Source organism: Alkalihalobacterium sp. TH-98 (assembly GCF_057473385.1).
Genome location: NZ_JBYCKM010000045.1, coordinates 292,703 through 307,770 on the forward strand (window position 1 = coordinate 292,703; position 15,068 = coordinate 307,770).

The 15,068-nt window shown below is 37.5% G+C and carries 12 protein-coding genes, 1 tRNA gene and 1 riboswitch; of the genes, 5 read left to right on the forward strand and 8 right to left on the reverse strand.

Going from position 1 to position 15,068, the window contains the following annotated elements; all coding sequences use genetic code 11:
• Nucleotides 1–108 precede the first annotated feature (108 nt).
• A complete protein-coding gene (locus AC2VNP_RS17070) occupies nt 109–762 on the reverse strand; it encodes a glycoside hydrolase domain-containing protein (RefSeq protein ID WP_486918492.1) in 654 nt (217 codons plus the stop codon).
• Nucleotides 763–945: 183 nt separating this feature from the next.
• Complete coding sequence (locus tag AC2VNP_RS17075; RefSeq protein ID WP_486918493.1) at nt 946–2,220, reverse strand: ATP-binding protein; 1,275 nt, start codon at nt 2,218–2,220, stop codon at nt 946–948.
• Nucleotides 2,221–2,489: 269 nt separating this feature from the next.
• Between AC2VNP_RS17075 and AC2VNP_RS17080 the strand changes: the two genes are divergently transcribed.
• Nucleotides 2,490–2,565, forward strand: a tRNA-Val gene (locus tag AC2VNP_RS17080).
• 469 nt (nt 2,566–3,034) lie between these two features.
• Here AC2VNP_RS17080 and AC2VNP_RS17085 read toward each other — a convergent pair.
• On the reverse strand, nt 3,035–3,409 hold the full coding sequence (locus tag AC2VNP_RS17085) for a helix-turn-helix domain-containing protein (protein WP_486918494.1): 375 nt from the start codon (nt 3,407–3,409) through the stop codon (nt 3,035–3,037).
• Nucleotides 3,410–3,609: 200 nt separating this feature from the next.
• Here AC2VNP_RS17085 and AC2VNP_RS17090 point away from each other — a divergent pair, with 200 nt between their 5' ends.
• Both AC2VNP_RS17090 and AC2VNP_RS17095 read left to right on the forward strand, forming a co-directional pair.
• A complete protein-coding gene (locus tag AC2VNP_RS17090; protein ID WP_486918495.1) occupies nt 3,610–4,650 on the forward strand; it encodes a hypothetical protein in 1,041 nt (346 codons plus the stop codon).
• Between the two features lie 1,004 nt (nt 4,651–5,654).
• Nucleotides 5,655–5,813 (forward strand): hypothetical protein, encoded by a 159-nt coding sequence (locus AC2VNP_RS17095; RefSeq protein WP_486918496.1) that lies wholly within the window; start codon nt 5,655–5,657, stop codon nt 5,811–5,813.
• A 261-nt stretch (nt 5,814–6,074) separates the two neighbouring features.
• Here the strand turns inward: AC2VNP_RS17095 and guaC (AC2VNP_RS17100) are convergent, their stop codons facing one another.
• Together guaC (AC2VNP_RS17100) and AC2VNP_RS17105 are read right to left on the reverse strand one after the other, a co-directional pair.
• Nucleotides 6,075–7,058, reverse strand: coding sequence for a GMP reductase (guaC, locus tag AC2VNP_RS17100; RefSeq protein ID WP_486918497.1), 984 nt, complete (start codon nt 7,056–7,058; stop codon nt 6,075–6,077).
• 78 nt (nt 7,059–7,136) lie between these two features.
• Nucleotides 7,137–7,236: riboswitch (purine riboswitch) on the reverse strand.
• 466 nt (nt 7,237–7,702) lie between these two features.
• A complete protein-coding gene (locus tag AC2VNP_RS17105) occupies nt 7,703–8,386 on the reverse strand; it encodes a response regulator transcription factor (protein ID WP_486918498.1) in 684 nt (227 codons plus the stop codon).
• A gap of 277 nt (nt 8,387–8,663) precedes the next feature.
• Between AC2VNP_RS17105 and AC2VNP_RS17110 the strand changes: the two genes are divergently transcribed.
• Together AC2VNP_RS17110 and AC2VNP_RS17115 are read left to right on the forward strand one after the other, a co-directional pair.
• Complete coding sequence (locus AC2VNP_RS17110; RefSeq protein ID WP_486918499.1) at nt 8,664–10,034, forward strand: alpha/beta hydrolase domain-containing protein; 1,371 nt, start codon at nt 8,664–8,666, stop codon at nt 10,032–10,034.
• 90 nt (nt 10,035–10,124) lie between these two features.
• Nucleotides 10,125–11,564, forward strand: coding sequence for an alpha/beta hydrolase domain-containing protein (locus tag AC2VNP_RS17115; protein ID WP_486918500.1), 1,440 nt, complete (start codon nt 10,125–10,127; stop codon nt 11,562–11,564).
• Nucleotides 11,565–11,681: 117 nt separating this feature from the next.
• Here the strand turns inward: AC2VNP_RS17115 and ahpF are convergent, their stop codons facing one another.
• From ahpF to guaC (AC2VNP_RS17130), 3 genes are all read right to left on the reverse strand, one after another.
• Nucleotides 11,682–13,211 carry an alkyl hydroperoxide reductase subunit F gene (gene ahpF, locus AC2VNP_RS17120; RefSeq protein WP_486918501.1) on the reverse strand — a complete coding sequence of 510 codons (1,530 nt, stop codon included), beginning with the start codon at nt 13,209–13,211 and terminating at the stop codon, nt 11,682–11,684.
• A gap of 12 nt (nt 13,212–13,223) precedes the next feature.
• On the reverse strand, nt 13,224–13,787 hold the full coding sequence (gene ahpC, locus AC2VNP_RS17125) for an alkyl hydroperoxide reductase subunit C (RefSeq protein WP_486918502.1): 564 nt from the start codon (nt 13,785–13,787) through the stop codon (nt 13,224–13,226).
• A 206-nt stretch (nt 13,788–13,993) separates the two neighbouring features.
• Nucleotides 13,994–14,977, reverse strand: coding sequence for a GMP reductase (gene guaC / locus AC2VNP_RS17130; protein ID WP_486918877.1), 984 nt, complete (start codon nt 14,975–14,977; stop codon nt 13,994–13,996).
• Between the last annotated feature and the right edge of the window lie 91 nt (nt 14,978–15,068).

A 15,068-nucleotide genomic window follows, 5' to 3' on the forward strand; every position in this document is an offset into this window, starting at 1 on the left:
TATTTGGAATATTTAAAGAGAACAGAGCCAGCCTTTTGGATGTTCCGAATCAAGTGGATTAAGAAGCGAAAGAAAAACCATAGTGGAACTCGAAATGTTAGGAAGTAATCACCACATATCTTCATACAAACGGCGATCAGCTAAGACGGTATCAATCGGACAATCTTCGGCATCGCGACCATATTGCCACGCCCATACATTTGCTTCACATGGTGGTTTGGCTGGTGTAAAGCGTTGGGGTCGATTTTGTTTCGTTGTCGTTCCAGGTTCTGGTTCTGCACTCCATAGAACAGACTGGACTTTCACTCGTTCACTATTGGCGACAGCGTCACAATACGCATCACTAAAAGGTCCTTCGACAGGGTCATGATAAAGGCCAGGTTTATAGCCACTCGGATAAAACGCATCCACCCATCCGCGTATCCAGGCTTCATCAACATCAAAGAAATTTTCTATATTGGCAAAAATTCGAACTCCGGTAGGGAAGCCAAGTCTTCTCGCATGGAATATTGCATTGGCAGCTGTTATTTCTCCGGTACGATAGCCAACTGCTTCTAAAAATTCATTATAAATGGGCATCACTCTTATCCCGTTTTCTCTTAATCGTTGAATTTCTTCTTTAGTTAATCCATCACTTACATTCGGTATAGTTGTTAAGTATCTGCCCCAATATTCGGGCTTACCAAAGTTTTCAAGGACACAATCATATAAGGCAGGAGTTACGGCCGCTGCTGAATCAACACCCCAAATACTTCTTGCCATCTAATCACTCCTAACTTCTAATACGGTTTACTATCGAAGAACATCTATTTTATATCATATCGGTAGAAGTGTTGTACTATGACTAGTGAAGTGTTGTAATAAAAATAAATACGAGGAAAAAAGAAAAAAGCCTGACCACTAAATGTCAGCGCTTTATTTGGTTAATTGGGTGAAACAAGTATATTAGTTTTCATATAAAGGAACTACGATTTGAAAAGTAGTTCCTGAACCAACGTTGCTATCAACAAGTATGGAGCCTTCCATATTGGAAATAATGCTGAAACAAACCATCATTCCAAGACCCGTTCCTTTAGACTTTGTCGTATAAAAAGGTTTTCCAAGACGATCTAGCTCTTCTTTAGTCATTCCAATACCTGTATCGGTTATCTCGATAACCGCTTTGTCTTTTTTAACAGATGTAGAGACATGTAAGGTTCCGCCATTAGGCATTGCTTCAATCGCATTTTTAAAAATATTGATTAAGCATTGCTGAAGCTTGCCTACATTTCCATAGATTACTGGGGCATCCTCAAATTCTTTATCTACACAGATAGAATTCAAATTAGCAAAAGGAGTAATAACTTCAATAGCTGCACTAGCGATCTGATTCACCTGAATGACTTCTTCTTCTTCTTTTTGTGGCTTAGCTAAAGAGAGGTAATCAGTAATTATATATTGGGCACGATCTAACTCTTTAAGCATAATACCATAGTAATTTCGGTTTTTGGAATCTACTTTTTCATCATTTTGAAACATTTGAATAAACCCTCGCACTACCGTCATCGGATTTCTGATTTCATGAGCAATGGAGGCGGCAAGTTCACTGACTAATTTCATTTGTTCCATACCTTCCATTTCCCTTTTTAGAAGCATATGGCGTTGATGATGTTCTATAAAATAAATGGCTCCCCATATCGTAAAGGTGATAAACATAATAGCCAGTGTATAATAATGAAAGATTTCAGAAATATCTACAGAACTATGAATATGTAAAAGGAATACCCCTGAAGCAACAATAATCATCGCAAATATAGAGGAAAAAATCGTTCCATATACTAATCGCTGTTTAAAATTTCCTTTTCGGTAAAATGGCAGAAGATAGATCATAGTAATAAAAATAATACATTCGATAATCAAAAATGCAATAAGGCCATAATTAATACCGAGGAATAAACGAGAGAGAATGATAAGTATACTCGTTACAATCCCAGCAGGTAAGCCGCCGTATAGGTAACTCAGAATTAAAGGAACAGCCCGCATATCAATAAAGAAAAGATTATCTCCTATTAAAAACGGAAACAACATACAAAAAAAGGCAGGGATACTGAAAATAACGCCAATAATAAGCGGTTGTATGCTAAATTTAAATTGTTGAAGCTTTTCAACTAAGAAAAATTGATAGAAAAAAATAGTCACTACAATAAATAAAAAATTGAGTAGAAGTTCTTCGATACCCACCTGCTGTTCCTCCTTGTTGAAGGGAAAAATACTTACCTTTTTATTAATGATATACCTTTTTCTGGCTGTTTTCTATGAAAATTTTATAGTAATAATAAAAATTCGTCTTTATAATAGGCCCTTAAGTGGATATACTAGATAGAGCAGAGTAAAGGAGTGGAATTCATTTAATAAAATGGAGTTCTCCTATTGGACGGAATTGTTTTTAAGTAGTTGACATCGCAGCGCGTATGTAGTATATTTATTTTGTCGCCAATAAAGCGATCTATGATCCGTTAGCTCAGCTGGGAGAGCGCCACCTTGACAGGGTGGAGGTCGAGGGTTCGAGCCCCCCACGGGTCACCATACATATGAAGCTTAAACCCCTTGCGTAGCAAGGGGTTTTTTTGTTATATGCAAATTTCTATATTTTTTAAAATGAGACTGAGAAGGCGATTTGCAAACCTTTAGTGGGGTAAAGTGGAATTTGATAAAATGGCAATTTAATATACCTAGTAGTAACGATAAATGTGATGAAAATTAATAGCTAAACTCACTTATAATCTTAGTGACATATAATTAATATAAAAAAACGCTTGGAAACGGGGTTTAAATTTAAATTGTTTATAATGCTCTACTTACTTGAAGTACATTCTTTCACAGAGCTAGTAAAAGTAGAGGTTGTTTTAATTCGTAGTATGGTTGTACTGCGCATTAAAAACTAGTACATAACTGTAGTTTTTTAAATATATTTTTTAAGGATAATATTTAATAACAAAAGAGATTATAGTAAAATAATTTAATATGCTAAATAATAAAATAATTTATACATAAATTATTGCATATTCTTCATTATTCTTTTAGCTTTTATAAAATTAAATGTTTCTTTTAGTAACGCCTCGTCTACGATTTCATCCTCAATAATGAGTTTGTACGTTCCTTGCAGTAGTCCTATATCAGATATTAGGTAATAAGCATCGGAATTTTTATCATCGGCAAGGATAGGACTATTCGAACACCCTACTAAATAATCAATGGAAACGTTAAATGTAGTAGCAATTTTTTTCAATGTCTCAGTTTCTGGAGAACGAATACCGTTTTCGTAACCTGAGACAGCGACCTTTGAAACACCAAGTTTATCTCCTACTTCTTGCTGGGTTAATCCGTTTTCTTTTCTTAAACGTTTAAACCTCGATTTAAAGTCCGGCATGAATAGCGTTCCTCCTTATTAAAACAGTGTGCTTCTAGTTAATTATACCATTGTAATAAAAATTAGTTAACTATGAGTTATCTTAGTAAAAAAGTTATCTTTTGGATAAAAAGTTATTGACTGTTAACACATGGTTAACTATACTAATTTTTGTGAGTAAAATAGATTAATACAAAAGTATTGAAAAGGGGAAATTATTTATGAGAAAATTCAAAAAAATAGGATCAATTTTAGGAGCTGTATCTTTAGCCTTAGCATTAACTGCATGTTCGCAGGAAACAGCAAAACCTGCTGAGTCAGCACCTATGGAAGAGAAAGTTGAACAAATTACAGCTGCAGAAATTGCCGAAGTACAAGCTGCATGGGGTAAAGGACTTGTTGACATTAGCACCGCCTATGCCGCAGGCGAGGACTACGGTACTATCGCTCAAGGTGTCCTTGATAGTCTGTATGGCTATGCGGACGGAACTGTTTTGTTTAAGCCAACCCTTACGCAAGCACCATATACATTCAGATTTACTGAAGAGGGCGCAGCAGCCTACTTTATCGGCACAGAGCGCTCGCAAGACGGTTTTGCCCTAAAACCTTGGACTGCTGTAGAGTTCGACTCTAACGGACAATCTTTTATAGACTCGGATAGCGCTATTTGGATGGGTAATGTACATATTACAAATGACAAAGGCGAAATAGTCACCGTCGATAAAACGTTCGGCTATTACAGAGACGCAAACGGTGATGTAAGAATCAACCTTCACCACTCAAGCCTGCCAGTACAAGAAGTTGAACAAATTACAGCTGCAGAAATTGCCGAAGTACAAGCTGCATGGGGTAAAGGACTTGTTGACATTAGCACTGCTTATGCCGCAGGCGAGGACTACGCTACTATCGCTCAAGGTGTCCTGGATAGTCTGTATGGCTATGTAGACGGAACTGTTTTGTTTAAGCCAACTCTTACGCAAGCACCACATACATTCAGATTTACTGAAGATGGCGCAGCGGCCTACTTTATCGGCACAGAGCGCTCGCAAGACGGTTTTGCCCTAAAACCTTGGACTGCTGTAGAGTTTGACTCCAACGGACAATTTATTATAGAAGCGGATAGCACTACTTGGATGGGTAATGTACATATTACAAACGACAAAGGTGAAGTAGTCACTGTCGATAAAACGTTCGGCTATTACAGAGACGCAAACGGTGATGTAAGAATCAACGTTCACCACTCAAGCCTACCAGTTCAATAGGATAAGAATAATCATACCCGACCAAGGTATTAGCTCTTTATTCAACAACACGGAGAAGGACACAGTCCCTCTCCGATTTTTGAGAAACTCCACTTTTTTTCGAAGTGGGGTTTTTTCTTTATACAAACACTTACTATTCGTACAAGAATAAATCTAATCTATAATAAGATAGCAAACCATCTTACCCTCTGGTGAGTTGGTTTGCTATCTGCTTTATGTTCTGTGCTATGGCTGTCATAAGCGCTTGTTCATTCGCCGCTTTTGGAACTACACCTACTTCTTCTATTAACCCTTTCATACCTGTTGCTTTAATAATTTAACCAATGTTGTGACCATATAACGCTCCCGCAGTATATATTTCAACTAACTCCCACCCGTCACCATTATTTTTAAATTCAGCAACTCCCAGATTTTCCTTTTCTCCACTCCCTATAATCCCAAATAAAAAATATATGTGCATGTTGAGTTTTTAAGTTATGTGCTTCTATATCAAATTTTGTGATTTCTATTATTCCTTTATTTTTGTATATACCTGATTATATGTTTCAAAAGCTTCTTATATAGTATACAATACCTCCTTATCACTACATGCAATCATTAAAGCAGATAAAACTAAAAATAAAGAGTTAGCTTTATAATATATTTTCATAACTTTTTCACCTCCAAATAATTACTTTCTTAAAGTCTTCTGCTCGTTTAAGAGAAAAACTCCAAAAATTAACGAATCTTCTTAAAGAAATAATACCAAAAGCATAGGTTAATTATACGAATTTATATTGCTGCACAGTATTTAGTCTACTACGTATCTCCTATTACTAGCACGATTGCAATTGTGTGGTAAACAGGCTGTCATTCTTTGGTGCACTTTTTGTTACTTGGTGGTAAATGCTATGTCAGAGATGGTATATTTCGATGACTGTAATCAGAATGTGAGGGCTTATTATTTTTCTTCTCTAAATTTCCATAGTATAGAACAAAATACCTGATATTTTTGTTGATAATATATGGAAGTGGAATTAGGTTATTATGAAAAAAATAAGTTCTTTGTAAGTTTAATAGTTCTTATTCTTTTATTAACAGCTTGTGGATCTGAGGGCGAAGAAGTTCAAGCAGACAAAGTTAACAATAATGAACAAGAGGTTGAAGATGATAACGTGCATTAAAGTTTTTCTGAATTTAGAAAAATTGTGAGGGCGTAGAACTTAAGCTAACAGGTGGCTAGTAGAGAAGCTGTTGTACTGGCAATTCCTGTTGTTGGAGAGGAGATTAGTGAAAGGAGAAAATAATATTATGAAAGTATTTGTCATAAACGATGGTTAGTTTAATGAAAAAACAGCATACGTAATCACTGTCGATTACGTATGCTGTCAAGCTTGTCTCTTTAACTCTCTCCATAAAAGGAGAGCTCTTTGTTAAGACCTACCTTAATATACCTTATCCCCATTAAAAATAGAGTTTTTCACAATGACATAATCTACATGACGAATGGAATCTAGCGTAGTTCCACCAGCATATGAAATAGATGATTGCAGATCTTGCTCCATTTCAGTCAGTGTATCCTGTAAGGAACCTTTATGCTCAACGTACATTTTCTTACCTTCGACGTTCTTCTTTTCTCCTTTTTGAAATTCAGAGGCAGATCCGAAATATTCTTTCACTACCTTTCCATCAATTTCAATCGTTTCTCCTGGTGATTCTTCATGCCCGGCAAATAGGGAGCCAATCATGACCATCGTTGCACCGAAACGAATCGATTTCGCGATGTCACCGTGTGTTCGAATTCCACCATCTGCAATTACCGGTTTACTTGCAGCCTTTGCACACCAACGAAGGGCAGCCAGTTGCCAGCCTCCAGTACCGAATCCGGTTTTAATTTTTGTGATACATACTTTACCAGGCCCAATCCCAACCTTTGTTGCGTCAGCACCGGCATGTTCAAGTTCACGTACAGCTTCAGGGGTTCCTACATTACCAGCAATGACAAAGCTGTTAGGTAGGTACTTTTTTATGTGCTGAATCATATGAATGACCGGATTTGAATGACCATGTGCAATGTCAATGGTGATGAATTCAGGGATAAGATTTGCCGCTGCCAGCTCTTCGATGAACTGATATTCTTCTTCCTTCACTCCAACACTAATGGATGCGTAGAGACCTCTTGCCTGCATCTCCTTGATAAATGACAGACGTTTTTCTGGCTCAAAACGATGCATAATGTAAAAATAATTATTTTCAGCAAGATAAAGCGCTATTTTTTCATCAATGATGGTTTGCATATTAGCAGGAACAACAGGAAGTTTAAACTCACGACCTCCTAGTGTCACTGTCGTATCACACTCAGAACGGCTGTTAACGACACATTTATTAGGAATTAACTGAATATCTTCATAATCAAAAACATTTTCCATGATGTACACTCCTAAACGATAATTTTTAATGTATTGTTCTCTAAACTAAAAAACAAAAAAATCCTAACTATAAATGGGTAGACGAGTTCACCCATTCGTAGTTAGGATTTTACGGCTCCTAGTAGAAACTCTTAGACCATATTTCTAAGAATATACGAATGCTAATAAATTATTTACTTCAACACAAAAATGATTATAACCGAACTTTAATTGTATGTAAATGATTATTGTTCGTTTTTATACAGAAAAAATAAAGGGATTTATAAAAAACACTGGAAATAATGCGTTTTCTAATAAACAGAAATCTAACTTCTCATTTTTGTTAAATAGAATACAGGTGAAAGTCGTTTTTGGAGAATGAAAAGCTTATTGAACTAGTAGGTCTTGAACGGAGCCAAGATGGCGTAATTGTTGACCGTGGTGTCCATAAGGCTTAATTAAGAAGGTAAAAGAGGAAGATGTTAAAAAAGGACATGTTGCCCAATGTAGTAAGTACAAATTATTTTCACAGGCAAAACCATTTTCTAAGTCTAATCTAATGGGATTTAAATGATGGTTAATAACTAACCCTTTAAAGTGGACCTCCCCTCGAAGAACTTTATTTAAATGCTACCATAAAGTCTTCCTCAAGGCGCATTCAAGTATTATTCTATTATTCCTGTACGTATTGCAATAGAAACAGCTTCAGTTCGGTTTTTTGCTCCTAATTTTCTCATCACGGTACTAATATAGTCTCTAACTGTAAATTCACTGATATTAAGCATGACTGCAATTTCTTTTGTACTATACCCATTAGAAAGAGGTTTCAATGTTTGTAACTCACGTTGACTTAGTACTCGCTGGTCATATTTAGAGAGCATTGAGTCAATCGCGATATCAAAATAACTTTTCATTTCTTGAACGTTAAATAAATGTTTACCGGTAAATCTATCGATGAAGACTACACCTAGCACTGTATTGGAAATACTCACAGGAATGATAAATAAAGAAGTCAAATTATATTTTTCAATATAACAACCTGGAAAAAACATTTCATTTTCATCTTTAAAGTAAATGTACTGCGGCTTATTATGTTGAATTGCCTTATTAATTACTGGAATGTTTAGTACCTTACCAAAAATTGATTCAATTGAAGTAACTTGTCCATTATTAATTTGTAGAACACCGTGAATAACTTTATTGAAAGGAGAGTATGAAAAGAAAGATACACGCTGAAAAGGAAAGAATTTAATAAATCCGTGTAATATGAAGTTTATATTACTGCTTTGTTTATCCGTTTTACTCATTCTATTTAAATATAGCTGTACTTTTTCATCAAGCATCGACATTTCTCCCCCCTACAGATTTAGGAATCGATTTGACCAGAAAAATCCACTAACATAAATACTGTAAGCGATTTCAAAATACTGACCGGTTAGAATACTAACTATTTTCCTGTATTATACTAATCTCTTCGGGTAAACAAAATAGTCCTTCTTAGGTGCTTTCAACAGGGTCAGAACAATTAGGGGAGGGGAGAAAGTTGTAGAAACATCATAGTTCAATGGTATAAAGGTTGTGGTTTATGAAGAGTCCAAAATGATGCATCTAAAAAAGGAGGTTATTATGAGCGTATTCAAAAAATCCGTTTCACTTTTAGCTGTATGCGTATTGTCTCTCTCAATTTTATCAACAGTTTCAGCAGAAACAAATAGAACTGTGCCCTCTCCAAAAGTAGTTGGTCCGCTTGAATCTGCACCTACGGGTGATTTCTCTAGAGATTATGTCTTTGGAGCCACAGACGTTGATCTCGACAGTAACGGATATATAGAAGAAGAGTTTTTTATTAAAGGTGTTGCTCGAGAATTTGTAATGCCATTATTGAGAACAGGAGTAATAAAGGAAGGTTCTACACCATATAAAACACGAATAGTTGTCCGGCGTCCTGCTAAGGAAAAAGACTTTAATGGAACGGTCCTATTGGAATGGTATAACGTAACCTCATCATTAGATCTAGAATTTGATTGGCTTTTGTCACATGATTATATTGTACGTGAAGGTTATGCTTGGGTCGGAGTATCTGCTCAACCAGTTGGTGTCGATTACCTAAAGGGGTGGAGTTCCAGATACCACACATTAAATGTTGCCAATAATGATATTTCCTATGACATTTATTCGCAAGTAGCAAAGGCAATACGCGAACCAGAAGCAGTGAATGTATTAGGGGCGTTAACCCCAGAACTCATTGTGGCAACAGGTCACTCTCAATCTGCGAGATATCTAGCAAACTATTATAATTCCATTCATCTCCTTCATGAGCTTATCGATGGTTACGTGATCCGTGGAGCGGCTACACCGGTTCGTAAAGACTTAGATGTCAACATAATCAGAACCATGGCCGAAGGAGACGTTCGCCAATATTCGAGCACGGCTAGTGCTTATAACAGCGATGAGGGAGATACCAATCATTTTAGACGTTGGGAAGTGGCAGGAACATCACATGTTGACTTGAAACAAAGAGAAGCTTATGTTTCGACATTAACGAGAGATATCGGTGGAGTCACTCCTGTACATGCGGTACGACCACCGTTTAGTCACATTCCGTTCCATCACGTTCAAAATGCGGCCTATGAACATATTGTGAATTGGATCAAGACAGGACAAGCCCCACCAATTGCACCTCGATTAGAGTGGGCATCTAATACAGTGAAAGCTAGAGATGAGTTTGGAAATGCATTAGGTGGGATTCGCTTACCAGAACATGAGGTGCCAACAGCTGTAAATACGGGAGATAACACAGGTCCTGGATTTGAATTCTTGTTTGGATCACATGAACCATTTGATGAAGCTACATTAAAAAAATTGTATCGTAACCATGGTTCTTATGTGTCGGCTATTAATCGTGCTACAAATAACGCTTTAAAACAAGGATTTATCTTGGAGAAAGATGCCCAAATCACTCGTGAAAAAGCTGCTCAATCACAAGTTGGTAAATAATTTTGTGTTAATAACAATTTTACATTCAAACAGAGGTAGACTTTTTAAAATAATACAATCAAATCTATTAAAATAGAGGAGGAATATCTATTGAAGAAGCTTTACAAAGGTATCTTCGGTCTCACGATGGCTACAGCTTTAGTTCTAGGGAGTTTATATTCAAGTAATGTTGTTCAAGCAAACGAAGAGGGTAGCAATGAATATACTGTGACCAATCCAATAGTTACAGGACCAGTACCTTCTGAGCCTTTGGGAGACCCATCACGTGACTATCCACAGTTTGCATCAGTTAATGATTTGGGAAAGCATGGTTACATTGAAGAGGAGTTCTTTTTCGAAGGAACAGCAACAAGCTATAGTACACCAGAAATGGCCGATGCGACTGTTACTTCAACAGATCATCCATATAAGACCCGCATGGTCGTTCGTCGACCTGTATCAGATAAGGACTTTAATGGTACTGTTATTGTTGAGTGGTTAAATGTAACAAGTGGTTACAATCTTGATGCAATGTGGTTGACTTCAAGTGATCATTTCTTACGTGAAGGGTATGCTTATGTTGGAGTGTCTGCTCAAAGAGTAGGAGTTCACGCACCAGGGACAGGCCTTATCAGCTGGAGCCCAACAAGGTATGGGACGCTTGATGTAACGGACGGTGGAACGATTATGGATGATTCACTATCTTATGATATTTTTTCCCAAGCAACTCAAGTGGTTATCAACCCAGGGGAAGTGAAACCTCTTGGAAACCTAAGTCCAGATCAAGTCATTGCAGCAGGTGCATCCCAATCTGCAAGGTTTCTTGTAAGGTACCATAACTCAATTCATCCTTTGACGGAAATGTTTGATGCCTATATGATCTACATTGGAATTGGCGATAAATTACGTGAAGACCTTAGTCCAAAAGTTTTTAAAGTTAATACAGAAACAGATGTGTTGTTATTAGGTGAAGCTGCAGCACGTCAACTTGACTCAAATCGTCTTCGCACTTGGGAAGTAGCTGGTACATCGCATGTTGGTGGTTCAAGAGGGATAAACCCGCGTACTGAGATATTAATTCGAGACAGTTTGCCAATTGCAGATACCACTGTTTGTACAAGACCAGCATTAAGTTTAGTACAAACTGGATATGCAGTAAATGCAGCCTATGAGCACCTTGTTCGCTGGGTGAAGGATGGTACTGAGCCTCCAAAAGCAGAACCAATTAAACTTAATTCAATCTCTCAAGATGCGGAACGTGATATCTACGGAAACGCACTTGGAGGTATTCGCTTACCAGAACATGCTGTTCCTACTGCTACTAACACAGGGATAAATTTTGGTGAAGGATTTTGTTTTCTTTTCGGATCGCATGAGCCTTTTGATCAAAAAACTCTAAATACTCTATATCCTAATCATGGCATATACGTTTCTGCAGTTAACAAATCAGTGAACGAAAATTTACAATCAGGTTTTATTGTAAAGGAAGATGCACAAATTATAAGAAATGAAGCTTCAAAATCGAGTATCGGAAAGAAAAAAGGTAGATAAAAAGTTAAAATCATTTAGAGCTTGAAAAAAGTCGCTTAACTACTATTAAAGTAGTAAGCGACTTTCTTAGTGCAGGCAGTATAATTCAAACGTGAAATCATACTACTACAAACAATTTTAATTACGAATTAAATAGTCGAACGCACCTAAAGCGGCATTAGCACCTGATCCCATTGAAATGATGATCTGGTTGTATGGATTATCTGTACAATCACCAGCTGCAAATAAACCTGGTAATGTTGTAGCTCCATGCTTATCAGTGACGATTTCACCAATGCGGTTGCGTTCAACCATGCCTTCTAACCAATCGGTATTTGGTACAAGTCCGATTTGAACAAAAACACCTTGTAATTCAACATGTTTTTCTTCTTCTGTCTCACGGTCCATATAAGTAATACCGTTGACAGTGTCTGTACCTGTAATTTCTTTCGTTTGAACGTTCGTTAACACCGTTACGTTAGGAAGGCTGTATAGACGGTCTTGTAAGACAGCATCTGCTTTTAACTCTGGGTTAAACTCAAGGACAGTTACATGATTAACAATACCTGCGAGATCAATCGCTGCCTCAATACCAGAGTTTCCGCCGCCAATAACCGCTACGTCTCTCCCTTCGAACAATGGACCGTCACAATGAGGGCAGTATGCTACACCCTTGTTTTTGAATTCTTGTTCACCAGGAACGCCAACATTACGCCAACGAGCACCCGTTGAAATAATGACAGTCTTACTCTTAAGAACAGCTCCGTTTTCTAGTTCTAGTTCAAAGAGATCTTTTTTCTCTAAGCCTTTAGCACGTTGTAAATTCATGATATCAATTCCGTATTCTTTCACGTGCTCTTCAAGACTTGCTACAAGCTTAGGTCCTTCGGTGTGTTTTACACTGATAAAGTTTTCAATACTCATTGTATCTAAGACTTGTCCACCGAAACGTTCAGCAACGATACCTGTGCGGATTCCTTTACGAGCCGCATAAATGGCAGCACTGGCACCCGCTGGACCGCCCCCAACAACAAGTACATCATAAGGATCTTTATCAGAAAACTCAGATGCATCTGGACCACTGCCCATTTTCGCAAGAATTTCTTCGAGTGTCATACGACCGCCGCCGAAGAACTCACCGTTTAGGAAAATAGCCGGGACAGACATGACATTTTTACTTTCAACTTCATCTTTAAAAGCTGCACCATCAATCATTGTGTGAGTAATGCCAGGATTTAGTACACTCATCATGTTAAGAGCTTGTACAACATCAGGGCAGTTATGGCAACTTAAGCTGACATACGTTTCAAAGTGGTATTCCCCACTTATATTTTTTACTTGCTCAATGACGCTTTGGTCCACTTTTGGTGGTCTTCCACTAACTTGGAGAAGTGCCAGCACTAATGAAGTGAATTCGTGCCCTAGAGGAACACCTGCAAATGTGACGCCTGTTTCTTGGCCGACACGATTGACGCTGAAGCTTGGTGTTCTTTCCAAGTCTGTTTTACGGACACTGATTTTAGATGACATAGAAGTAAGTTCGTTGACTAATGCTTCCATCTCATTTGATACTTTATCGGAACCTAAACTAACTTTAAGCAAAATATCGCCTTCCATTAGTTGTAGGTATTGATTTAACTGTGACTTAATTTCAGCATCAAGTACCATTTAGGACACTCCTTAGATTTTTCCAACAAGGTCTAGGCTAGGCTTAAGCGTTTCGCCGCCTTCTTGCCATTTAGCCGGGCAAACTTCACCTGGATTGTTGCGAACATATTGTGCAGCTTTAATTTTATTAACAAGGATACTTGCATCACGGCCGATACCACCAGCATTGATTTCAACTGTTTGGATAACACCGTCTGGATCGATGATGAAAGTACCACGATCAGCAAGACCAGACTCCTCGTCTAAAACTTCAAAGTTACGAGAGATCGCTTGAGAAGGGTCACCGATCATTGCGTAAGTAATTTTTCCGATTGTTTCTGAGCTGTCGTGCCAGCCTTTATGTGTAAAGTGTGTGTCTGTAGATACAGAGTATACTTCTGCACCAAGCTCTTTTAGAGTAGCATATTCGTTTTGAAGGTCTTCAAGCTCTGTAGGACATACGAATGTAAAGTCTGCTGGGTAGAAGCAGAATACGCTCCATTTACCTTTAATACTTTCGTTTGTTACATCGATAAATTCTCCATCTTTGAATGCCTTTGCGCTAAATGGTTTAACTTCAGTTCCGATTAATGACATAATTAATCTTCCTCCTAAAATTTAATATATGATTTTTACGAATTATTAATAGGATAAAAAGTTATCTATAATAATTCTAATACAGTAAATATTATTATATAAGAAATCTTTTCTAGTCAAGAGAAAACACCTATTTATTTTATTATAGACACAAATTGTAAAATTTATGGCGTTTTGAAATGAAATGAAGCGAATATTAGATATTTTTAGTAAATTTTATCCCCATTAAAAATGGAGTTCTTTACTACAACGTAATCAACATGGCGAATGGCGTCTAATTTGTTGCCGCCCGCATAAGAAATAGAAGATTGAAGATCTTCTTCCATTTCTTTTAAGGTGTCACCGAGAGAACCTTTATGTTCAACGTACATTTTCTTACCTTCTACATTTTTCTTTTCGCCTTTTTGGAACTCTGAAGCTGATCCAAAGTATTCCTTGCATAGCTTTCCTTCTATTTCCGTTGTTTCTCCCGGAGATTCTTCATGGCCGGCAAAGAGAGAGCCAATCATAACCATTGTAGCTCCAAAGCGAATGGACTTAGCAATATCACCATGTGTGCGAATTCCACCATCTGCAATTACCGGTTTAGTGGCAGCTTTTGCGCACCAACGCAGGGCAGCTAATTGCCAACCGCCTGTCCCAAACCCCGTTTTAATTTTCGTAATACAAACTTTCCCGGGGCCAATACCTACTTTGGTTGCATCTGCACCGGCGTGTTCCAGCTCTCTAACAGCTTCAGGTGTACCGACATTTCCAGCAATCACAAAGCTTTCAGGTATAAGCTTCTTGATATTCTGAATCATCTCAATGACAGCGTTAGAATGACCGTGTGCAATATCAATCGTAATGTATTCAGGTACTAACCGCTCGTCAGCTAGTTGTTGTACGAAACGATATTCTTCCTCTTTGACGCCTACACTTATGGATGCGTATAAATTCTTTGATTTCATATCTTTAATAAAATCTACACGCTTTTCAGGTTGAAAACGGTGCATGATATAAAAATAGCCATTTTGTGCTAAGTATATCGCAATCTTCTCGTCAATAATGGTTTGCATATTAGCAGGTACTACAGGTAATTTGAAAGTGCGGTTACCAAAGGTTACGGACGTATCACATTCCGACCGGCTTTTTACCACACTTTTAGCCGGAATTAATTGTATATCCTCATAATCAAAAACATTATCCACCATGTCCACTCCTATATTTAGATCAATAGAAACACTTAATTAATAAGTGTAATTGACACGAAGTTAGGTTGACCTCATGAAATGGGCGTTA